This is a genomic window from Streptomyces sp. URMC 129 (assembly GCF_051386415.1).
In the GTDB taxonomy this organism is placed as follows: Bacteria; Actinomycetota; Actinomycetes; order Streptomycetales; family Streptomycetaceae; genus Streptomyces.
Window position 1 is genome coordinate 1 of the sequence record NZ_JBPQTQ010000113.1, and the last position, 21,543, is coordinate 21,543.

14 protein-coding genes, 1 pseudogene and 1 CRISPR repeat array are annotated in these 21,543 nt (G+C 72.1%); of the genes and pseudogenes, 1 reads left to right on the forward strand and 14 read right to left on the reverse strand.

What is annotated here, in order from left to right; all coding sequences use genetic code 11:
- Positions 1-3,796 (reverse strand): MobF family relaxase (gene mobF / locus ACSNOC_RS21280; RefSeq protein WP_436749124.1); only part of this gene is annotated, 3,796 nt, incomplete at its 3' end.
- A gap of 345 nt (positions 3,797-4,141) precedes the next feature.
- Here mobF and ACSNOC_RS21285 point away from each other — a divergent pair.
- On the forward strand, positions 4,142-4,498 hold the full coding sequence (locus ACSNOC_RS21285; protein ID WP_436749125.1) for a hypothetical protein: 357 nt from the start codon (positions 4,142-4,144) through the stop codon (positions 4,496-4,498).
- Positions 4,499-4,503: 5 nt separating this feature from the next.
- On the opposite strand, the gene ACSNOC_RS21290 is transcribed toward ACSNOC_RS21285, so the two are convergent.
- The 13 genes and pseudogenes from ACSNOC_RS21290 to ACSNOC_RS21350 all read right to left on the reverse strand — a co-directional run bounded on the left by ACSNOC_RS21290 (position 4,504) and on the right by ACSNOC_RS21350 (position 20,786).
- Positions 4,504-5,115, reverse strand: coding sequence for a hypothetical protein (locus ACSNOC_RS21290; protein ID WP_436749126.1), 612 nt, complete (start codon positions 5,113-5,115; stop codon positions 4,504-4,506).
- Positions 5,116-5,290: 175 nt separating this feature from the next.
- A pseudogene (locus tag ACSNOC_RS21295) lies at positions 5,291-5,650 on the reverse strand (DUF6349 family protein); the annotation flags it as partial.
- A gap of 67 nt (positions 5,651-5,717) precedes the next feature.
- Positions 5,718-6,086 carry a hypothetical protein gene (locus ACSNOC_RS21300; protein ID WP_436749127.1) on the reverse strand — a complete coding sequence of 123 codons (369 nt, stop codon included), beginning with the start codon at positions 6,084-6,086 and terminating at the stop codon, positions 5,718-5,720.
- A 257-nt stretch (positions 6,087-6,343) separates the two neighbouring features.
- Positions 6,344-7,918 carry a ParB/RepB/Spo0J family partition protein gene (locus ACSNOC_RS21305; protein ID WP_436749128.1) on the reverse strand — a complete coding sequence of 525 codons (1,575 nt, stop codon included), beginning with the start codon at positions 7,916-7,918 and terminating at the stop codon, positions 6,344-6,346.
- A gap of 85 nt (positions 7,919-8,003) precedes the next feature.
- Complete coding sequence (locus ACSNOC_RS21310; RefSeq protein ID WP_436749129.1) at positions 8,004-8,525, reverse strand: DUF6573 family protein; 522 nt, start codon at positions 8,523-8,525, stop codon at positions 8,004-8,006.
- Between the two features lie 703 nt (positions 8,526-9,228).
- A CRISPR array of direct repeats spans positions 9,229-10,721; the repeat unit is 29 nt; unit sequence GGGAACAGCCCCGCGGGTGCGGGGAGCGG.
- 122 nt (positions 10,722-10,843) lie between these two features.
- Positions 10,844-11,212 (reverse strand): type I-E CRISPR-associated endoribonuclease Cas2e, encoded by a 369-nt coding sequence (gene cas2e, locus ACSNOC_RS21315; protein WP_436749130.1) that lies wholly within the window; start codon positions 11,210-11,212, stop codon positions 10,844-10,846.
- A complete protein-coding gene (cas1e, locus tag ACSNOC_RS21320; protein WP_436749131.1) occupies positions 11,209-12,171 on the reverse strand; it encodes a type I-E CRISPR-associated endonuclease Cas1e in 963 nt (320 codons plus the stop codon). Before cas1e ends, cas2e begins: the two co-directional genes overlap by 4 nt.
- A 3-nt stretch (positions 12,172-12,174) precedes the next feature.
- Positions 12,175-12,882, reverse strand: a complete 708-nt coding sequence (cas6e, locus tag ACSNOC_RS21325; protein ID WP_436749132.1) for a type I-E CRISPR-associated protein Cas6/Cse3/CasE — start codon at positions 12,880-12,882, stop codon at positions 12,175-12,177.
- Positions 12,882-13,592 (reverse strand): type I-E CRISPR-associated protein Cas5/CasD, encoded by a 711-nt coding sequence (cas5e, locus tag ACSNOC_RS21330; RefSeq protein WP_436749133.1) that lies wholly within the window; start codon positions 13,590-13,592, stop codon positions 12,882-12,884. Before cas5e ends, cas6e begins: the two co-directional genes overlap by 1 nt.
- A complete protein-coding gene (gene cas7e, locus ACSNOC_RS21335) occupies positions 13,589-14,809 on the reverse strand; it encodes a type I-E CRISPR-associated protein Cas7/Cse4/CasC (protein WP_436749134.1) in 1,221 nt (406 codons plus the stop codon). Before cas7e ends, cas5e begins: the two co-directional genes overlap by 4 nt.
- 134 nt (positions 14,810-14,943) lie before the next feature.
- Positions 14,944-15,777 (reverse strand): type I-E CRISPR-associated protein Cse2/CasB, encoded by an 834-nt coding sequence (gene casB / locus ACSNOC_RS21340; protein WP_436749135.1) that lies wholly within the window; start codon positions 15,775-15,777, stop codon positions 14,944-14,946.
- On the reverse strand, positions 15,774-20,408 hold the full coding sequence (gene casA, locus ACSNOC_RS21345) for a type I-E CRISPR-associated protein Cse1/CasA (protein ID WP_436749136.1): 4,635 nt from the start codon (positions 20,406-20,408) through the stop codon (positions 15,774-15,776). Before casA ends, casB begins: the two co-directional genes overlap by 4 nt.
- Positions 20,409-20,594: 186 nt before the next feature.
- Positions 20,595-20,786, reverse strand: coding sequence for a hypothetical protein (locus ACSNOC_RS21350; protein WP_436749137.1), 192 nt, complete (start codon positions 20,784-20,786; stop codon positions 20,595-20,597).
- Positions 20,787-21,543: the final 757 nt, after the last annotated feature.

Consider the following 21,543-nt stretch of genomic DNA (forward strand, 5'->3'; position numbering starts at 1 on the left):
GGGCCGGGAGGGGAGCGGAGGGTGGTGGGTCGGCCAGGGTTGTCCGGCGCCAGCGGGTGATGGCGAGCGAGGCGGTGTCGTGGTCGGCGGCCTGGATGGGTTCGGTGGGCCGGTGTCCGAGGGCGGTGTGTTCGGCGCCGAAGCCCCAGAGGCCGCGGTAGACGGTGATCGCGTGGGCGGCCCGGTCCCACTGCGCGCGCAGGCGGTCTCCCGGCTCGGGCCGCGGTCCGAGGACAGCGAGCCAGGGCCGGGAACCGGTGGTGGTGAACGCTGCGGCGTCGGTGCGCTGGGCGGCGCGCCACAGGCCGCGTTCGTGGCTCCTCTCGGGTGGGGGCGCGGGGCCGGTGGGATCCGTTCCCCGGTAGCCGGTGAGGTCGCGGTAGGCGGCTGCGGCGGCGAGGCGGTCGCGCCAGGCCACGGCGTCGGTGAGGTTGCCGGGCTCGGGGCCGTGGGCGGCGGCCCAGCCCCGGCCGGCCCGTGCCTCGTCCTGCGCCTGTTCGGCGAGAACGGCGGCCCGCTCGGTCATCTGGCGGGCGAGCGCGTGGGCGTAGGAGCGCAGCGGGTCGCCAGACCTGGTCCGGGGCAGACGCAGGCCGACGGCGGCCAGGATGTCGCCGGTGTCGGCCACGGGGTCGGTCGTGTAGGTGACGGCCGTGCGCGGCCGTGGCGCCGGCTCGGGGAGACGGAAGGCGTCCGGGGAGCGGTCGAGGGTCCGGCGGTTGCGGGCGTGGAGGAGGGCTGCGGCGTCGTCGGCGGCGTAGAAGTCGCGCGCGGAGTAGGTGTGTCGCAGCAGGGCGTCGGTGTCGATCCCGGCGTCCGCGAGCCGGAGGAGCTGGGCGCACAGCGCGGGCCAGGCCGGGGCGGCCGACAGGTGGCGGGCGGCGTTCGGGCCGAGGAGTCCGGCGATGGCGTCGGCGGTGTCGGCCGCGGCGATATCGAGGAGGACCTGCCGCAGGCGGGGCTCGTGCGTCCGCAGCGCCTCTGCTTCCTCGAACGCGGCGTGCCGGCGGGCGGAGGCGGAGAGCTGGGTGCCGTCCGTGGTGACGATGGCCGCCCAGAGCTGCCGCCCGGTCAGGTCGGGGGCGGGGCCGCCGGTCTCCGGGTCGGCGTGGTCGCGGCAGACGAGGTAGCCGTGGTTCTCCAGCGCGCCGCGGGTGAGGGCCGGGTAGGCGGCGTTGCGGTCCATGCCCGGGACGAGCAGGGCGTGGCCGGTGTGGACGGTGACGCCCTGGGCGCGGGTGTGGGTGAGGGCGTAGCCGAGTTCGGCGCCGGTACGGCAGTAGGCGGCGGGGAGGGTGAGCCGGCCCCGGGTGCGGCCGTGCCGTACGCGCAGGTCCCCGTGGGCGGTGACGGCGAGGACGGTCCACACGTCCCCGTTGCGCACGTACTGCCGGGGCCGGTTGCCGCAGGTCAGGCGGCGGTCGTTGACGCGGGTGACGATCTGGTCGCCGGCTCCGGCGCGGTTGCCGTCGGCGAGTGCGACCGTGGCGTCGTCGACGACTCCGGCGGCGATCCGGGCGGTGCGCGCGGTGTGGGAGAGCTTGGCCGCCAGGGCGTTGGTGGGCGCGATGAGGATGCTGGTGAGCCCTTCGGCGGTGTCGCGGTGCCACGCCGTATACGCCCGGTGCAGCAGGTCGTTCAGCGTGCCTTCGTGGAGCCGTCCCCGGCTGCGGTACGCCTCCCACGAGGCGTCGCCGTCGCCCCGGGCCAGGGCCGCCGCCGCGTCGCACTCCCACTGCCGGACCGAACCGTCCGCGTCGCGGAAACGACGGACCTCGGTCAGCCGCAGCGCGCCCGCCTCACCGGCGATGAGGTCGAGCGCGCCGCCGGGACCGGCCGCGCCGAGCTGGCCGGGATCACCGATGAGCAGGATCCGCCCGCCCGCGGCCCGGACCTGGCCGAGGACGGCGTGCAGACTGCCGGTGTCCGCCTGCCCGGCTTCGTCCACGATGACCACCGCGTCGCGCGGCAGCCTCCACGGCGGGGCGCCGGGCGCGTACCGCTCGGACATGACACGCCACCGTGCGACGTTCTCGGCACGGATCCCGGCGCTCTCGGCGAGCAGATCGGCCTGCATCTGCCCCCGGGCCAGGCCGAGGACAGCGATGCCGTACGCCTGGGCCACCTCGCGCACCAGCGCCATCACCGTGGTCTTCCCGGTCCCGGCCGGGCCGATGACCGCCCGCAGACAGGTGTCCCCGCCGAAGACGGCACGCACGATGGCACGCTGCTCGGCGGAGGGAGCGAAACCGCGGCGCTCGTCGCCCGCCGCGAGCGCCGCGTCGACCTGTTCCACCGTCAGCCGCGTGACGGGCACGGGTCGTACGGCGGCCTCCACCAGGGCGGCTTCCTTGGCCTTCAGCGAGTGGCTCGTGTAGCGGGCGGCGCCGGGCAGGGTGAAGACCGGGCTGCCGTCCCGGCGGAGGTAGCGGTCGGGAACGGGCAGCGGCTCGGGCGGGGTGATCAGCTCGCAACGGTCCGGGTGCAGGACCTGCTCCACCACCAGACCGACCGCCTCCTCCCACCGGGGTTTGAGGTGCCGGCCGGCTGCGGTGAGCCGGCGGTACGCCTCCGCCTCGACGTTCGCCCGGGTCCACGACTCCCGGTCGGCCTCCAGCGCCGCGAGCACACGGTCGACGATCTCGGGCAGCGGAACGGGACGCCTCGTCATCTCCCGGGCGGCGGCCCGGGAAGCACGCCGGGCGTGCGCGAGCCACCGGTGCGGGCGGCGCACACCGAGCTTCCTGGCCCGGGCCCGCCACTGCCGGCGCTCCTCCTCCGCACCGTGCGCGCACTTGTCCGGCCGGGCCGCCAGCGCCGCCCGCTGCGCCAGCTCGTACTCCACGGCCCGGGACGGCTCCCGCCCGTGCACCCGGCGGAACGCGGCGGTCAGCGCCGCCAGGTGCTTCTCCGTCTGGACGCGTCGAGCGGAGAACGCCCGCACGGCGCGGTCGGGCACACCGAGGAACTCGCGCACCGGCCGCTTCTCCGCGCGCACGGTGTCGATGCGCGGCGCGGCCAGAACGCCGAACGCCTCGTACATCCCCCGCTCGACCTCGGCCGTGTACTGCGCGGAGAGGGAAACGGTCAGCCGGTGCAGCTCCCGGGCGTCCAGCGCCAGCCACCGGCCGTCAGCCGTCCGCACCTTCGCCGAGATCGCCACATGCCGGTGCCAGTCCGGATCACCCGCCCGGCTGGAACGGTGCTCGAACGCCGCGGCGATCAACCCCTCCCCGCGCAGCCGCACCACACCGCGCGGGCCGCCGCGGGTCCAGCACGCTTCCCGTTCCAGGCGGCCGAACACCGTGCGGAAGGCGGCGCGCTCGACCTCCTCCAGCCTGGCCCGGGTGTCGTCGTCGGCGGTGCCCCACAGCACGGAGAAGCTCTTGACGGGGGAGAAGACCATCTCCCAGCCGGAGCGGGCGGTGCGGTTGCCGATCTTCTCGGCCTGTTCCCGCAACTGCTCGCGGCGTGCCGGGGAGGCGAAGGGCTCCGCGGCGAGGAGCGCGGTGAAGTGCTCGTCGGCGGTCGGGTAGCGCGGCCATGACCTGCCCAGCGGCCTGCCGTTCGCCGGGTCGGCGCCGTCCTTGAACAGGGCGTCGGCCGCTGCCTGCGTGACCCGGCCGTGCAGACCGAGCCGGGCGGCTTCCCCGCCGAGCCACACACCAGGGGTGTCACCGCCGGTGGACCAGTGCGCGGCTGCCTGGCGTCGTCCGAGCAGCACGTCGCCGGAGACGACGGTGCGCAGCAGGTAGTCGATGCCGGAGCCGGCGCTGATCGGGTGCAGGGTGATCAACGAGGGCCGCCGAGGGCACCCCGCGCGACCGGAACGTGCGAGCCGTTGATCACGGATCGGATCATAAGCGGCAATCGTGATCATGCGCCGAGTGCAAACGGTGTGCCTCGAAACGGACCGAGGAAATCCGCTTGTCCGCTCGGCTCGCCTTGCCGTGTCTTTCCGTGCGGGCTGTTCGCGCTCTGCGGGCTCTTGGGGAGCGGCTGCTCGGTTCCGGGGCGTTCCTGCCGGTTCTGGCGTCTACCCGGATGGCGGCACGCGACACCGCCGCCCGGTGGGCCGTGCGGGTGCGCACCGGCCCGTCGTCGTTGTCCGGGGTGATCGCCCGGCGACAGCATGTGCGGTATGGCATCGCGACACGACAGGGATACGCAGGAACGGCGGCGCCGGCTCCGCGAGCGGCAGGAGAACGAGCGCAAGGAGATGAGACGCCGTCAGCAGGAGCAGACAGCGGCGCTCAACGAGATCGACGGTGCCGTGGAACGCCTGGACGCGGCCCGGGAAGCCGTGGCGGCGGCGGTGGCGCGGGGCGTGGAGGTCTTCGGCTCGGCCGACGCGCTGGCCGAGGTGGTGTCCTTCGGCGTGAAGGAGATCCGGGCGTACGAACGGCACCACCGGCGCCATCGCCCCGTCGCGGAGCGGAAGGTACCGGCCCCGGCGGCGCCGCCGTCCGCTTCGGGTGAGGTGCCGGTGGCGGGCTGACCGTTTCAGCGTTCGGCGCGGACTTGGGCGATGAGGCGTTCGGCGTGGCGGCGGGAGACGGACAGTTCGCGGGCGACGCGTTCGGCGCGCGTTTCCCCGCCTGCGGCGAGGACGCGCCGTACGTGGTCCAGGCGCTGCTGGGCGAGCTGGTGGCGGGGGTCGTGTGAGTGGTCCCGGGGGCGGGTGTCGGTGGCTCCCACGGGCCGTCCGCCGCCGGCTCCCCGGCCGGGGCGGGAGGCGAGCCAGGCGGGGATGGTCCGGCGGTAGAAGTGCGGTACGCCGAACACGACGCGGTCGGGGCGCGGGCCGGTGCCGTCGGAGATGTAGCTGCGCCAGGTCTCCTCGGTGGGGCGCTGTCCGGCGGGGATGGTCAGGCGGGCCTCTTCGATGTCGAGAAGGTCGTCGGGGTGCGGGGTGTCCGGCAGGGGCGGGATAGGGCGGCCTTCGACGGCGGCGAGGAGTTGTTCGTCGTCCCAGATCCGCTGGCGGGCTCCGGGGCGGTTGAGGGTGGGCGGCAGCTTCTCCCACGCCTTGCGGTTGCGGAAGGTGCCCAGCGCGATGCCCATCAGCCGGGCGGCGCGCGCGGAGTCGGCCGGTGTGCGGCCAGCGGGGATCATCGCAGCCCTCCGTCCAGAGCCAACGAGGCGGCAATCGGGATGGGCATTCGTTCGCGAGCGGATGAATCCGTGCGCGAATGAATGCTCATCCTCCATGATCGGGCATCTCCGCGCGCACATGGCTGTGCCCGCCGCGAACGGCGGGCACGAGGTCCTGACGGACGGTCGGAGGGTTTCAGAAGAGGGGCGCTGGCCCCGGGGGCGGCGCGGCGGAACCAGCCCCGGCGGATCTGCCCGGCCGTGCGACGAACAAGCGGTAGCGGGGGGCTCCGCTCCACGGCGGCAGGTGGAGTTCGTCCCGGTGGCGCCGCGCGCACAGCAAGAGCGCGCCGGCGGTGGGCCGGCCGGGCGGGTACGACGCCAGGAGACCGCTCAGCGATCGCCGCGCGGCACGGTCGATCACCGGCAGCGTCCGCCACCCGGGGAACGCGTAATCGTGGGCGTCCTCGACGGCCCGGTTCGCATCCTCGCTCCGGCGGTGACCGCCGTGCTCGCCACCCTCCCAGGTGCAGCACAGACAGCCCCCGCGAAAGGGGACGCGGGTGCGGTTGCCGGCCGGGCCGGGGCGGAGGCGCCCGCCTGCGCCCCGGCCCGGAGGGTGGTCAGTCCTCCACCGGGCCGAGCACCGGTGTCCCGCCCTGCGCCGCGTTCGCGTAGAGGTGGCCGAGCGCCTTGGTGGCCAGGGCCTGGTGCGCGGAGGTGCGGTACAGCAGGCGGAAGAACAGCCCGGCCGCGCGCTCGTGCACGCGGGTGTCGGTGTGGCGCAGGGTGATCATGTACGCCAGGGTGTGCAGGCCGAAGAGGTCGGACCTGACGAAGTCGCCCACGGGACGCCCGGCGTCCTCGGCGATCCGCCGGACCTGCTCCAGTGCCAGCCCGGCCGCGTCGGTCAGCTCCTGCTCGGTGTAGAGGCAGTCCCCGGGAGCGGGCGGCTCATCGGGCGGCGGAACGAGACGGAGCCGATCGGACATGACGGTGCCCTCCTTCGTGGGTGGGGGTGCGTGGTTCGCGCGGGTCCGGGGCCAACCGGAACCGCGACATGGAAAACATCTTCGATATGCCGTCCCGTCGGGAGGCGCGTCCGGGCCGGTGACAGCCGCTACGCTGAGGACTCTGCGTGTCTCCTCTTCCGGGATGGGCGCGTGGTTCGCAGGAACGGCGGCCGGGCCAGCCTCCCGTCTGGGAGGTCCGCCCTCGCGGCGGACGGCCGCCGTTCCGATGCCGTCCATCAGGAGGCGTCGTCCCGTGCGGGCGGGGGCTGCGCCTCCCCGGCAGCGGGGCACAACCCCTGTTCGATCGCGCTGAGCGTGTAGCCCTCGGACGCCAGGAACGCGAGCCAGTCACGCACCGCGCCGCCGGACGGATGCCGCCATGCGTGGTCGTGCATGATCTCGCTCTCCATGACGGCCGCGACCTGGGCGAGCAGCGGGCGCCAGCGCCGGTCCCTGCCGGTACGGGCGATCACCGTGCGGTTCCACTCCTGGCCGTTCGCCGGGTTCGGGACGCCGAGGAACCGGGCGGTCAGGTCGGCGCTGCGCCTGCCGACATAGCGGGCGTAGAGGTGGCCGCCTCCGGTGACGGTGGACAGGATCAGCGCCCAGGCCGCGTCGGACGCGGTCTTGCGACCGCACAACTCGGTGAGGAACGTCCAGCGGACCTCCCGGGCGGCGCGCCACGCCTTGTTGTTGGCGATGACGCGCTTGCGCTCGGCGGCTGCCTCGGCCCGGTCGGCGGGCTTCCCGCCGCTCCTCGCCGCTTCCTGGCTGAGCCGGTGCCGTCGCCACGCGGTGCACACGTAGAACGGCTCGATGGTCTCGGGGTGCACGGCTGCGGCGTGGCCGGGGCAGTCGGCCGCGTGGTGGTCGGGGGTGATCTCGTTGCCCAGGGCGGTCCGCAGGTCCGTCAGCGGCCGTGTCTCGCTGTGCCCCCAGTGGTACTGGAAGGCGACGATCCGCACCCGCGCGGCGGCCAGCGCCTCCCGGACAGCGGCCCGCTTCTCCTCGTCGGCCTTCTGCTGCCGCAGGAGCTGCAGGGCGTGTGCCCAGTGGCCGCGCCGCCCCTTCATCACCTTCCGGTCGTCGGCCCTGGCCTTCGTCAACCGGCCCAGCGCGCCGGGCACGTCCCGCACTTCGGCGTAGTCGGCGGCTTCCATCAGGTCGAACTCGGCGGCGAGCGCCGACCTCAGCTCCTCATCGGTGAGCTTGGCCGCCCGGTTCGCGGAGCGGATCTCCGCCGGGCGGTAGCCCAGGGCCTTCGCGTGCCGGGCGCGCTTGGCGTCGCTGATCTTCATCAGCGACAGCTGGGTCAGCGCATCGACGTCGTCCCGCTCGCCGGCGGCCCGGCGGTGGGTGTTCTCCGTCATGCTGGCCACGAGCGCCTCGTCGTCGGCCCCGGCGAGATCGTCCCGGACCAGGCAGGGGACCAGTGCGTACGGGCGCTTCTCCTGCTTCGCCTCGGCAGCGACGACCAGCGCGGCACCGAGGCGGCGCTGTCCCCAGACCACGCCGTACGTCGCGCCGTCGGGCTGGAGCCGGACCAGCAGCGGCACCTGCACGCCCGACGCCCGCACGCTCGCGACGAGCTTGGCGTCGGGCTCCGTGGCGTCACCGGTCTCGCGCTTCTTGCGGTGGTTGAACGGGTCGATCACCAGGGCGTGCGGGTCCAGATACTCCAGACGCCCGATGTCGGGGCGGATGGTCCCGGGCTGCCCGGTGGCCGGGGCCTGCGCGGGCTTTCCCGCTTTGGCGCCTGCCGTGCGGGGTGTTGTCTTCTTCGCGGCGGCCTTCGCGACTGTGGTCGTCATGGCACGTGTCCCTTCTCTCTGTTGACCGTGCGTGGTTCGCGGATCGCCGGGGGGCGGGGCCAACCGCCGCCCGGCGCCAGGTGCTTCAGTCCTCGTCCGGCAGCATCACCGTCAGGACCGGCTCACCCGCATCTCCCGGCCCCATCGAGGCCACCAGCAGCGTGCGGCGCGCCGCCCGGCCCGACCCGTGACGCGGAATCCGGTAGAGCTCGACAACGCACCGCGAACTCCTGCCCGAGCGGCGCATCGCGTAGCGGGTCATGGTCAACACGTCCCACAGACGCCCGGCTTCGTCCTGGCACGTCCCCTTGCGGGCGTCGTCCTCCTCGCTCCAGGCGACACAGTCCGCGTACGCGGCAGCCGTCAGCGCCACCGGCACCCGCAGCCCGGCCTCCCGGGCCACAGCCTCCGGGACCGGAACGAGCACCCCGTCGCGGATGGCGTCGGCGCGCGAGTAGGCGTCGACCGGCTGGAAGCCCGCCCACGCGTCGTCAGGGGCGGTGGCGAGCGCGGACTCCGTTCGCTGGGCGGGAACCCAGCGCATCGCGTCGCCGCTCACCGTTCCGTCGGGCCCGGCTCCGCCGTCGTTGTCGAACGGTGTGGTCATGAGTGCTCTCCTTCGAGACTGGGTGCGTGGTTCGCGCCGAGGCCCGGGGCCAACCGGACCTTCCGACATGAACAACAATACCAATCTCTGCTCATTCCAGGAAGAGCGACACGCCGATGACCTGCACTTTTCCCGAAATCCCGTCCCGCCACCCACCCCGGCACGGCGTCACGGCATGCGCCCCCACCGGCCGTGCCGTGCTCACGCACCCGTACCTTTCACGCGGCAGCAGCTGCGCTCTGACCCTCGCCACCCGGCGGCCCGCCACCACTGCGACACAGACCCGGACCACCCCGCCACGGCAGAACGGCGGCCCACCTCCAACCCGGCCGCAGCTCACCACCTCACCTGCGGCCACGAAAACGGCGCCGCAGACGGCCGCCGACCCGCCACGTAAGCCGCCCACAGCTGCCGCACTGCGAAGGAAACCAATCACGGACGGTTCGACCACGAGCGTTCCCCAGAGGTCCGCAACTGAGCCCCGGGCTCCGTGTCGGCGAGCGTAAGTGCGGGGCAGAGAGAGCGGTTCATCCCCGCCCGGCGGGGAACGGTTGGCAACGTGCTGGAGCGTTTCGCGCGTGCCGCTCCACCCCAGCTCGCACGGGGAGAACGAGTCCGTGGTGATCCGAGACGCGCTCCACACGGCAGACCCCCGCTCGCGCGGGGAGAACACCGACGAACTGCTCCTCAGCATCCTCGACGACGGCAGACCCCCGCGGGTGCGGGGAGCAGCGGATCGGTGGTGATGCGATCGGTGGGTCGCAGGGAACGGCCCCGCGGGTGCGGGGAGCGGTGTCCGTCCACGCCGTGGTACCGGACGGCAGCGGGAACAGCCCCGCGGGTGCGGGGAGCAGGTAGGTTTCGACGTCCGGGCCGAGGCTGGGCGGGGAACAGCCCCGCGGGTGCGGGGAGCAGCAGCACGCCGAACTCACCCCGGCCGCCGAGGTGGGAACAGCCCCGCGGGTGCGGGGAGCAGGGGGCTGGTCATGAGGAGTCACATCCTTGAAGGGGAACAGCCCCGCGGGTGCGGGGAGCAGGGCTCCCGCAACAACGAAGCGGCGGAAGAGGCGGGAACAGCCCCGCGGGTGCGGGGAGCAGCCCAAGAAGAAGGCGGTGGTGGCGCCGCAGCCGGGAACAGCCCCGCGGGTGCGGGGAGCAGTCTTACTGCCTGTAACGGTAGAACCTCGGGCTGGGAACAGCCCCGCGGGTGCGGGGAGCAGCTTGTCGGCGTCGACCAGGTCGTAGATGGTCAGGGAACAGCCCCGCGGGTGCGGGGAGCAGCGCTGGGGCGCCCGCTACACCGAAGGCGGAAAGGGAACAGCCCCGTGGGTGCGGGGAGCAGCTGCCAGCGCAGGAGCTCCGCCGGGACCTTCCGGGAACAGCCCCGCGGGTGCGGGGAGCGGCTACCTCGACTCGAAGAACTGGACGTCGAAGCGGGAACAGCCCCGCGGGTGCGGGGAGCGGAGTGCCCCACCGAAGCGGGGCTTTTTCATGCTGGGAACAGCCCCGCGGGTGCGGGGAGCGGCATCCCGGCGGACGCGTCCGTCAGCAGGTCCCGGGAACAGCCCCGCGGGTGCGGGGAGCGGGGCTCGTTTCCTATGGAGTCCGGGCTGGTCCGGGGAACAGCCCCGCGGGTGCGGGGAGCGGCCGGAGGTGGCGGCCCGGTTCACGCCGGGGCGGGGAACAGCCCCGCGGGTGCGGGGAGCGGCCCTTGCTCGCGCAGCCACCGCACCTGGGCCAGGGAACAGCCCCGCGGGTGCGGGGAGCGGCACGGCAAGAACATGAAGGGCGCCACGGGACCGGGAACAGCCCCGCGGGTGCGGGGAGCGGACCGGTGGCGACGGTGGCGATGTCACGTTCCAGGGAACAGCCCCGCGGGTGCGGGGAGCGGATCCGCACCGCCATCACCTCCTCGGTGCGGACGGGAACAGCCCCGCGGGTGCGGGGAGCGGACCCGTTCACGGGCGGCAGGGATTCCTGAGCGGGGAACAGCCCCGCGGGTGCGGGGAGCGGAGCATGCTGACGAGCATGTGCTCCGCGCCGGCGGGAACAGCCCCGCGGGTGCGGGGAGCGGGCTGGAACCTCGCGTCCTACGCCGAGATGGCCGGGAACAGCCCCGCGGGTGCGGGGAGCGGGACGGGCTCGGGGGCCCGCCCCTCGGCCGGCTGGGAACAGCCCCGCGGGTGCGGGGAGCGGAGTGGCTGACCTGTGGGTTTAGCTGCGGGGGGAGTTGTTTTTACTTACTTTGCCAAGCATTCGCATTGCTTCCATACCGGCTGAAGCTGGTCTAACTACGATAATTGCCTCTCGGTGGTCGGTCATCTGCCGCCGAACTTTCTCCGCTTCGCTGCCTTGCTCCACCCCTGCGTCCGCTGACCGTCCGCCAGTCCCCGCTGGGTACGGCCGGGGAGCTGGCGTTTGGGGCGGTGGATGAGAGTGAGCCCCTCGTGGTCGGTGGGGTGCCAGGCGTGGTCGTGGGTTCGGAAGGTGTAGCCCTGCTCGTTGTTGGTCTGGTAGGCGAGCAGGGCTCGGCCCTGGCCGGCGTATTGGCGGACCTCTTCCCACAGGATGTCGCGGACGCGGGCACTGGGCGCGCCCAGGAAGACGCCGGGGGAGATCTCCAGGAGCCAGCGGGTGAGGAAGCCTCGGAGTCCGGCTGGGCAGTTGGTGAGGATGATGACGGTCACCAGATGACCTCGTCGGGGAACGTGCCCGTCGCGTGGTTGTGGCCGGCGGCCAGGTGCGTGCCGCCGTCGGACTGGACGGTGACGCGGTCGTCGGATTCGGCTGTGTCACGGGTGCCGTCGTAGCGCAGGAGAGTCCTGATGTCCTGGACGCAGCGGTCGAGCAGGCCGGTCCGGTTGATCCGGTCGCGCAGGGCGCGGCGGGTGCGGGCCGCGACATCCTCGTCGCCTTCCGCCGCCGCGTCGAATGCGGCTGGGATGGCGACGTCGGTCTTGTACAGGTCCGCGATGTCCATCACGAAGGAACGCTCGTGACCGGAGTGGACGAAGCCCAGCCCTGGGGAGCAGCCGAGGGCGACGACGACCGCGTGCGCGATGCCGTACATGCACTGGGCAGCCGCGGTGATGCCCTGGTTGGGTGCGTCTCCGGCGGAGAAGTCGCCGGGGTGGTATTCCCGGCGGCGCCAGGGCACACCGGTGCGGGCGGATTCGCGGCGGTAGCAGTCCTTGAGCCGGTGTCCCTCGGCGCTGAGGAGTTCCTGGCGGGTGCGGCCGGCCGGGTCCTCGTCGGGGAAGCGCAGCCGGTACATGGCGCGGGCGACTTCCAGGCGAGTGCGGCGGTTGGCCCAGAGTGTGGCCTGTGCCTCGACCAGGCCTGAGGAGCGGGTCAGTGCCCGCCCGCCGGCGTAGTAGCGCACGCCGTGTTCCCCGACCCAGGCGACTCCGGCGCCGCATTCGCCGAGCACGCTCATCGCCTGGTGGGTGATGCGGGTGCCCGGGCCCAGCAGCAGGGTGCCGATGGTGGCGGACGGGATGTGGGTGACGCCGTCGGCGTCCTCGGCGGTGATGGCGTTGTCGTCCCGGTGGACGGTGCAGCGCTCCGGGTACACGAAGGAGAGGCGGTCGCCGACCCTGGCGAGTTCACGCGGGGAGGAGGCACCGCGCTGACTGACGTGGCCCACGGGTTACCCCACCGGCGCCAGGGTCATCAGGCCGCAGCCGTATGCCTTCGCCTTGCCCAGGCCGGCGGTGAGCGTCCGGCGCAGGCGTTCGGGGTCCGTGACGCGCAGGCGCCCGTCATAGGTGACCGTTGTGAGGGTGACGTTGAGTGGTTGCTCGCCACCCGCTTTGGCGAACCGCATCGGGCGGTAGTCGCGGACGATCAGCTGGTACTCATCGCCGATGGGCAGCAGGCGGCGGTCCTCGGGCTTGGGCAGGATCTCGAATCCGCACCGCTCCTGCCGCTCCAGTAGCCATCGGGCCTGGTGCCGCGGCGTGATGTGCGCCGTGCGCTTGGTCGGCTCCCCCTCCTTCCGGCGAATGCTGTGCACGGGATTCGCGGTGAGCCGGAATCCCCAGGTACTGCCGACGGCAAGGGAGTTGAGGAACTGCCCGTAGGGGTAGGTCTGCCAGCCGGGAACGTCCGTGGCGGCGGGCCAGCCGGCCTGCTGGACGAGGTGGGTGAGGTCGGGCCGGGTCGGGCTGACCAGGAACAGCACCACCTCGGACGGGGAGTTGCGGTCCAGGCGCCACAGCAGGCGGGCCGCGTTGCCGCCGGGCTCCGGCGGCTGGGGGAACGCGGCGTTCACCGCGCCGTGCAGCCGGTGCGGCGAGGAGAGCAGTCGCCGTGCCTCCTGTCGCTGGACGTTGACTCGGAACTTCGTCAGGTACATCAGGTGGTCCTCAACGCGGCGGTCGGGTCGTGGTGCGGGGGCCGGGGCCTCCCGGGTCCCTCCTCGGGAGGTGTGACCTGTGTGGTGAGCAGGCCCCGCAGGGCGTAGCGACGGTGCCGGGGGTCGAAGCTGAGCGGCGTGTCGCGGATCGTGGCGTGCGGCTGTTCCCCGGGCGGGCAGTCGACGAGGATGTCGAGAGCGACGTGGGAGCCGACTTCCTCGCGGTGCCAGTCGCCGGCCTGCCACGTCACCTCGCGCAGTGCCTGCAGCAGGCCCTTGTCGCGGTGGACGCCCAGGTCGAGTGGTGCCGCCGGCGGGCAGGAGCGGCGTCCGAGGTAGGGCAGGAAAGCCGGTGCCTGGACGGCGTCGTGCAACTGCCCGATCAGTGCGGAGTCGCCCTCGACACCGGCCACGAAGACGGCGTCGGCCAGATAGAACCGTTCCGACAGGGGCATCGCCTTCCCGGAGTCCGCGTGGTGGGCGGTGTGGAAGTCGCGAATACGAGTGCCCGGTTGATCGATGCGGACCCCGAAGCGCAGCGCGGCGAGGTCGGCCAGGTCGGCGTCGCGCTCCCGCCCCTGGGCAGCCGCGAGGAGGCCCAGCACTCCGCTCTTGGTCGGCGCGTTCTCCGTGGTGCGGCGGGCGAAGCGGGCGGCGGAACCCCAGGCCTGCAACGGTCCGGCCAGCCGCAGCAGTAGCACGCTCGTCACGCCGCCCCCGCGGCAAGCCTGTCGGCCACCGCCGTGCCCACCGCGTCGATGAGGCCCGGCAGGCCGACTTCGGTGCCGAGCCCGGCGAGGGCCTCGGTGGCCGCGCCGACGCGCAGCACCCAACTGCCCTCGTCGGAGGCGATGCCGTACTGTTCCTCCAGCGTCGGCACGTACTCTGCCAGGCGCTGGCAACTCGGGCGCAGAAAACCACCGGTTTCCGGCTCCCGGGCCACCGGCTTCTCGAATGCGGCGACGAAGCTGACCGGCCATCGGCTGCGCAGTTTGACGATCACCGCGTCCGGCAGGGTGTTGTTGGCGAAGGTGTTGATCTTCCCGGTGGGCAGTGAGGTGATGAAGCTCTCCACGAACGCCTCGACGGCTCGCCGGGTCGGCGCGTCGGGGGACTCGTCCTCCTGGAGACCCGCGCCGAGGTTGACCCGCAGCCGGTCTACGTCCAGCGCGGCGTAGCGGTAGAGGGTGGCCGAGTTGAAGTCGACGACGCCGATCATCCCAGCGCCCTTCTCCGCGTCGGTGTTCTTGTCGTCCACTGCCGTGTAGTAGTCCGACTCGTTGTCCACGGCGTGCACGCTCAGGGCGTGCGCGACCTGCGTGGCGGCATCGACGTTGAGATCGGTGGCGTCGGCGACCATGCGGCCGAAGAGGGCGATGTCGACGGAGTGGCGCGTGTTCACCAGGGACTTGGCGCGCGCCTTGTTCTCCTTCGCCTTGTAGAACGCCTGGAGTGCCTTGAGGTCGTCGGTGCCCTTCGTTCCTTCGAGGGCCAAGTCGGCGAGCCCGTCGAGCTGCCTGCTGCTGAGGAAGATGAGGTATGAGGACTCCGGAGCGTTCTCATCGGCGTCCGGTGTCTCCGCGCCGTCCTTCTTCTTGCGCTTGGGCACCTCGAACTTGGAGCCGGTCGCCGTCTGGAGCGTTTCCTTCGCCAGCTCCCAGGCTGCGGCCTTGGCCATGCCAGGTTCGCGGGTGGAGATGCGCCTGGCCAGCTCGTCGGCCAGCTTTTTGGTACGGACTCCGAGGTCCGCCGGGTTGAGGAGCTCTCTGAAGCCCTTCCGTGTCGCCCGCTTCCATGCCTGGCTGGAGACGCGGGCCCGGCGAACCCCGCCGTACAGGGCGGATTTTGGAGATCCCGTGTCATCCCGGTTGATGTTGCTGGGGGGGACGGTTTGGAGGATGTGGATGTCGAGGATGGTTCGCGTCACGGGTCGCGGTTCCTTCACTGTGGGCTACGGGTCGGTGATTGAGCAGGTGAGAGCGTGCGGAGGGTGCGGTCGGGGCGTTTCTGCGCGGCGGCTGAGGCGGCCCCGCCGGGCTGCGGGGGCGCTGGGAAGCCGTCTCAGTCGGCTGTGGGGTTAAGGTCGGGGGACCCATCGGCGTCGGGCGGGAGCTGACCGGCGTCCCCGGCCCCGTCCGCCTCGCCCCCGCCGCTGGAGACGCGGCGGGAAGCCGCGAGGTGGAAATCACGTCCCCAGAAGCGGTGGACGAGCGCCCGGCCTTCCGGCTCCTGCCAGCGCAGCAACTGGTCGGCCAGCAGTCCGTAGTCCAGCGGCACCGAGGCCGCGCGGAGCAGGAGCACCATCTCCCGTAGTCGTTGGGACAGTTCATCGAACGAGGACGCTGCCGCGGTCCTGACGAAGCGCTTCCTGAGCGGCTCGTCCAGTTCTTTCTCAGCCTTCCGCGGAGCGGGCGTTCCCTCGCCGGGCCGGGCGTCTCCCGAGGCATTCCCGGAACCGCTGCCCTTCTTCTTGTCCATGAGGAAGCGCACCGAGCGCCCGAAGCCATACCTGGGAACGTGCATGGGGGCGTCCCGGTGGGACTGCTGGTGCAGAGCCCAGAGCGTGATGGCCAGATGCAGGGCGGTCTCGGCGCGCTCCAGGGTGCTGGGCCTGAGCCAGGGGTTCGGTTCGGGCGCGTCGGGCAGGCGTTGCGCGTCGTCCAGGAACTCCTCCATGCCGATCAGTCCCCACAGGTCCGGATCGGCCTCGACGGGGTGTCCGATCCCGCGCCGCAGGCGGGCGAGGGTGGCGACGGCGTAGGGCCGGTCCTTCCGGTAGCCGGCCCAGAGGCCATGGATGTATCGGGATGCGGCGGTGCGCAGGGGGCTGGACCGCCAGTACGGAGAGGGGAAGCGCGGCTCGGCAGGGCCGGCCTGCGCCGGAACGGTCGTCATGCGGGGGACTCCGGAGTGTCGTCGGTGCCGGGGCTCTGGCCTTCGCCGTCATCGAGGGGGCCGGGCGGTTGTTGTCTGCCTCCAGCAGAGGCCGGCACAGGCAGGATCTTGTTGAGACTGTTGTGGAACCAGAGTTCGGCTTGGCCGATGTCGATCCACTGCGTGCCGCCTTCACGGGTCTCCACGAAGCGGCCCTCCCAGGTGGCGGGGCCAGCCCCGTTCAGCAGCCTCCGGCCGAGTCTGGTGACGAGCCGTCGGGCGGTGGCACGCCACTCTTCGTGCGCCGCTTCGGGGGACGGGCTCTCGCCGAGGCCGGCGAGCCACTGACGGAATGGGCCGTCGAGGGCGCCGAAGCCCTGGTCCCGAGCGGCGGCGGTGGGGGTGCCGGGATCACAGCCGGCGGCACGCGCGAGGTTTCCGGCGAGATGGCCCAGCGCCCGGACGGCGCCATCGGCTTCACGGACGGCGGCCAAGGCCCTGCCACGGTACGCCGGGTGCTCGGCATCCAGCAGGATCACCGGTAGCGCGATCGCATCGTCCACGACCTCGTCGATCACGGACTGCTGTGTGCCGTAGACGGCCCCGATAGTTCGGGTCCGCAGCACGCCGCGCGGCGGGAGAACGCCGTCGTCGCCGGTGAGGAACGCCAGCCAGCGCAGCACCCCGGGCGGCAGCTCCGCGGCGGGCTCGCCGCTACGGGCCGGGCCCTGCGCGCCGCCCAACGCGGCGCTCGGAAGCAGGCTCTCCAGCCCGCGCCATGCCGCCCGGCTCGGATCATGCTGACGAGGCAGGTAGACCGGGGACTGGCGGAGCTTCTTCTCCTGGGCCGGGCTGCGCCGCCAGGCGGTCATGGGCTCGATGGTGTGCTTGTTCAGCGCGGGCAGGGGGTCGCCGTAGCCGAGCACCACGCCGGTGACCGCACTCCCGTCATGGTGCAGTAGCAGGCGCCGTGACTGCCAGGTGTAGAGGTCGCAGATACCCGAGGGCCGCGGACCCTCCGGTGCGCCCGGCTCCACGGACGGGCCGGGTCCTGGCGGCTCCCGCCGCCAGGACGGCAGATCCTCGCCCTCACCGGGCTCCCGGTCCCGCAGGACGCCACTGTCCCGGGTGATCAGGTTGAGCAGCAGTGTGTCCCGCAGAGTGTCACCGTCGGCGAAGACACCGCCGAGGTTCCCCGCCCAGGCGACCCCCAGCGGATAGCCCTTGCCGCCCTTGACCCGCGGGTCACCGACCGCGCCGGACTTGATCCCCGACGGGTCGAAGGCCTGCGTGTGCACCAGCCAGCGGGCCGCCTCGGCGAAGCCGAGCCGCTCCACGCCCGGTTGTCGCATCGAGAAGAACGCCTCCCCGTTGGGCACATCGGCCACGATGCGGTTGAGCCCGGCCACCTCGTTCCGCTCCGTGTGCAGTCCGGCGACCTGGTAGAAGGGACGCTCGGGGTGCAGCAGGTCGAAGCGGTCCCGGTGACGGTCGAGGTAGGCGGGTACGTCGGCGAACGGCTCCTTCGACTGCCACAGTTCTTCCCACGCGTCCAGGTCCTCGGGGCCGCCGAGTGCGTCGTGCAGCACGGCCAGCAGCAGCCGGAGCAGGGCGAACTCCTGCGTCGGGACATCCCCGACCAGCCGGCGCACGTCACCGGCCCGGACGAAGACATCCCGCAGTGACAGCTCCCCCGTCGTACCGTCCTGGAACTGCACGGGAATCCACGGCTGCGACACTAGGTCGAAGGCGGGCACCAGATCCACCACTCTCGCGTCTCGCGCACCGGCGGGCCTGACCAGCAGCCCATCGGTTTCGCTGTAGGTGAGGTCGTAGCCTGACAGCCGGGTCTGACAATCCTCGTCCAGAACGAGAACCAACTCCCCGGCCAGCCACGGACACTCCTTGGACTGCCACCCCTGCACGCAGAACCGCTCCAGCTCCGCGATGGTCCGGTCGATCGCCCACGGCTTGCTGAACTGCCACGGCAGCGTCAGCGCGCTGGCGGCAACGGCTTCGGCTGCGCGGCGGGGCGGCGGGAAGTCCTCCGGCAACTCCAGCCCGCCACGGCCCCGGTCCAGCCAGGGAACGGTGGTCAGGACGCCGTCCGCGCGGCGCTGGACCACCAGTACCTCCACGCTCTCCTCCGCGTCCCGGACCTGCGCCCTCCCCGCCCGGGCGTCGTCGGCATTTCCGACGCCCGCGTCGAGCCAGCCGACCACCGATCTCCCGGTACCGCGAACCGGCCCTAGCCGGAACACCTCCGCCCGCTCCCGCTTCCGGGAGATCAGCTCCGAATGGGCGAGTCGGCTCTCCTCCAGCGCGGGCTGCCATTCCTCCGGGCCCACGAGGTCTGTGCCGTACGCCGCCTGCACCAGCGGGCTGATGTCCTCCGGCAAACACACCGGGCGGCCGTCGAGGTGCGGCCGAAGCACGGCCAGGGCGCGCAGCAGCGTATACGTGCCCTCGTACACGCCTATCGACCCCCGGATGGGTTCGGGCGGGTCGTCGCTCCAGTCGACGCCGGTCACCAGACACAGCGGTTCGGTCAGGCGGGCGGGCCGGGAGCGCTCGTGGCGATGCAGCCGCCCCATGCGTTGCAGCATCAGGTCCACCGGCGCCAAGTCCGTGACCAGTAGGTCGAAGTCCACGTCCAGGGACTGCTCGATCACCTGGCTCGCGACCACGATGTGCCGCCCGGGACGCCGTTGACGGTCCGGGCCGAAACGCTCGCGCAACTCTGCGTCCCTGCGGGCCCGGTCGGCGGCCAGGAAACGCGAGTGCGCCACGGTGACGTTCTCCGCACCGAAACGCTCACGCAGCCGCTCTGCCGCCTCCTGCACTCGGTCCACCGTGTTGCGGACCACCAACGCGCACCCGCCGTCCGCGAGTTCTGTCGCCAGTCGGTTGACCAGAGTCTCCAAGCCGTCGTCGAGCCGTTCGAGACGGATGGCGGCACGTCGCCCGGACGCCTCCGGCCGGGTGGTCTGCGGCGGCCTGTCCCGAGCCACCGCCGTCAGAAGTGGATAGGCGTCCGGCGGCTGCGCGATGTCCACGGCCGCGCCGGAGTACGCCGTCGCGAGGGCCTGACGCCGGGCGGCCGGAAGGGTGGCGGACAGCAGTACCACCGGCACCCGGTACGCCCCGAGCCAGTGCAGCACCCGCTCCAGGTAGGTGTTCATGTAGGCGTCGTACGCGTGCACCTCGTCGATGACGACGACCTTGCCCGCGAGCGCGAGATGCCGAAGTGCCAAGTGCCTGCTCTTCAAGGCGGCGAATAGCACCTGGTCGATCGTGCCGACCGCGAAGGACGCCAGCAGCCCCTTCTTCCGGCCGCGCAGCCACTGGTGTGCCTCCAGCACTGCGGGATGAGAACGCTCACCTGCCCCCGGTCGGCTCACCTCCCCCGAACCGTCCAACTCGACGGCCGCGATGGTGCGGTAGGAGGCACGGACCAGACCCGCCCAGTCCTCGTTCAGAACCGCCTTGGCATGGGCGAGGAAGAGCGAACGCCGCCGATCGGGCCTCTCGTCGGCTGGCAGATGATCCAGCCACTTCAGGAGCCGGGTGAACATGGCGTCTCCGGTCGCCCGGGTTGGCAACGCCAGCAGGAGCCCACCGGCTCCGGTCCGTGCGGCGAGGATCTCGGCGGCCATGAGAGCCGCCTCGGTCTTGCCCTCGCCCATCGGCGCCTCAACGATCAGCAGCCCATCGGCCGGCATCGACCGGGCCGCCCGCACCGCCTCCTCCTGCACCGGCCGGACAGCGGCGCCATCGGGCAGCCTGAACCGCGCCGCAAGCAACTCCGCAGCCGTGCCGTTCGGTTCCTCGGGCGCCCACGGCGCGGGCAGATCCAGGCCCCGCCACGCCGCCTCAAGCCGGCCGGGCGCTGGAGCCCCGTACGGGAACAACTCGGCGGAGCTGGCTATCCAGTCCGAGAGGATCACCAGGGCACTCAGCATCACCTGTACCGGCTGGGGCAGCCGGACCGACCTCCACTCCGCGAGCCGGTCCTCGACACCGGCCGCCTGGGCGCAGGCCGTGAGCAGCTCGAACTGCACGCTGCGCCAGGTCTGTTCGCTGGGACCGGGAGTGCGGAGGAGATCCGGACGCAGCCGCAGTTGATGGATCTGGTCGTGCGAGGGCGGCACGCCGTGATGCCCACCGATCACGGCGGCGAACTGCCCGGAACTCCGCCCGGTCCAGCCATGCCGCTCCGCCAGCCATTCCTGCACCAGCAGATGCCCGGCCAACCCGTGCGGCGCCAGCCGGCGGTCGTCCCCGAAGGCCTTCCGGTAGGGCATGTCCAGTCCTGCGTCGCGCATCGACTCGGCCAGCTCATCGACCTGGCAGCAGAACGCCGGTGTCGACTTGCCGATATCGTGCGCAGCCGCCAGCCACACGAGAAGCCGGCGCGCGTCCGCCTCACCTTCGGGAAGCGCCTCGGCGACGGTCCGCCGCACATGATCCGGTACCCAGGCTTCCCACAGCCGCCCGGCGACGGCGGCACTGTCCGCCATGTGCTGCCGCAGCGACAACCAACTGACAGTCTTGCGGTCGTACTTGCCCCATACGGCACGAGCCGCCACGGAGAGCCGCGAGAAGGGATCACTCGGGCCAGTGAGGTCGCTGGGCATGACGGTATTGGACATCGCCGACTCCATGCGGACGTGGTGATGTTCGAATGACTTCGATCTTGATCGCTACGGATCACGCGAGGATCGTGATCTCTCCGATCAGACAGACGCACCACGCGATGCGCGGGGCGGCCCAAGCCGCACCGCACACCGGGCGTCACGAGTGTGCGGGATGGCCCCCGCGCACTGGCATCGACGGCGTTACGCCACCCGCAGCCGCCGAAGCAGCGGGCTGATCACCACGATGATGACGGTGACCAGGATGGTGACACGAATCCAGGCATCGACGGTCGGCGAGGCCCCGATCCCTGCGGCGCCCAGCGTGCTCAGTGCCTGCCATGGATCCGGCCCGTTTGAACGGCTCTCGCGGACATATTCGGCGGCGTTTACCATAGGTGCCCTCCTTGTGGTTGGCGATCAAGACTTCCGCTGCGGGGAGTTGAAGGCTGGGTTGGCGGCGATCCTTGGCGAGGGAACCGCTGACCCAGCCTTCGTCGGTTTGCCCCAACCCCCTTGGAATCAGGGGTGGTTCGGAGCGTCGAGGGCTACGCTAGCCGCGACAGTCTCCGGAAGCGAATCTCGTTGCCCTGTGCATTTTTCGGTAGGTGCATCCCCTAACAGGGTTGCATAGTGACGTGGTCGTTGCTCTGCAAGAGTGGCCCATGGAGCGCACCTCACAGGGTTGCCGCCCATGGGCCATGTTCTAGTGCCTGGACAACTGAGCCCCGCTGCAGCGGGGAACATGTAGGGGCACCCCTTACAGGGGGGCCAACCCCGCGACGCGGGGACCGAGATGGGACTCAGCATACGGACGTAGGGTCGTCATCACCGCAGCGTCGGTGCCCCCTGGTCGAGCACGCCGCGGTGGCCGGAGTGGGCCATGTGTGGGCCAAGGCGATGGCGACGGGCCCCGATACCGTCATCCGCCCAGGTCACCGGGTTCCGAGGCTGCCAAGCGTGCTGGTCTTGAAAACCGTCGTGAGGTAACCCCTCACCGTGGGTTCAAATCCCACCGCCTCCGCAGCAAACGGCCTCTGACCACCAAGAACGGTCAGAGGCCGTCGCCGTTCCCGCTGCCCGTCGGCGACCGTGGTTCCCCGATGGAGGGGGCACGGCGGGGGCACGGGGCCAAGGCGGTCAGGAGCCTGCC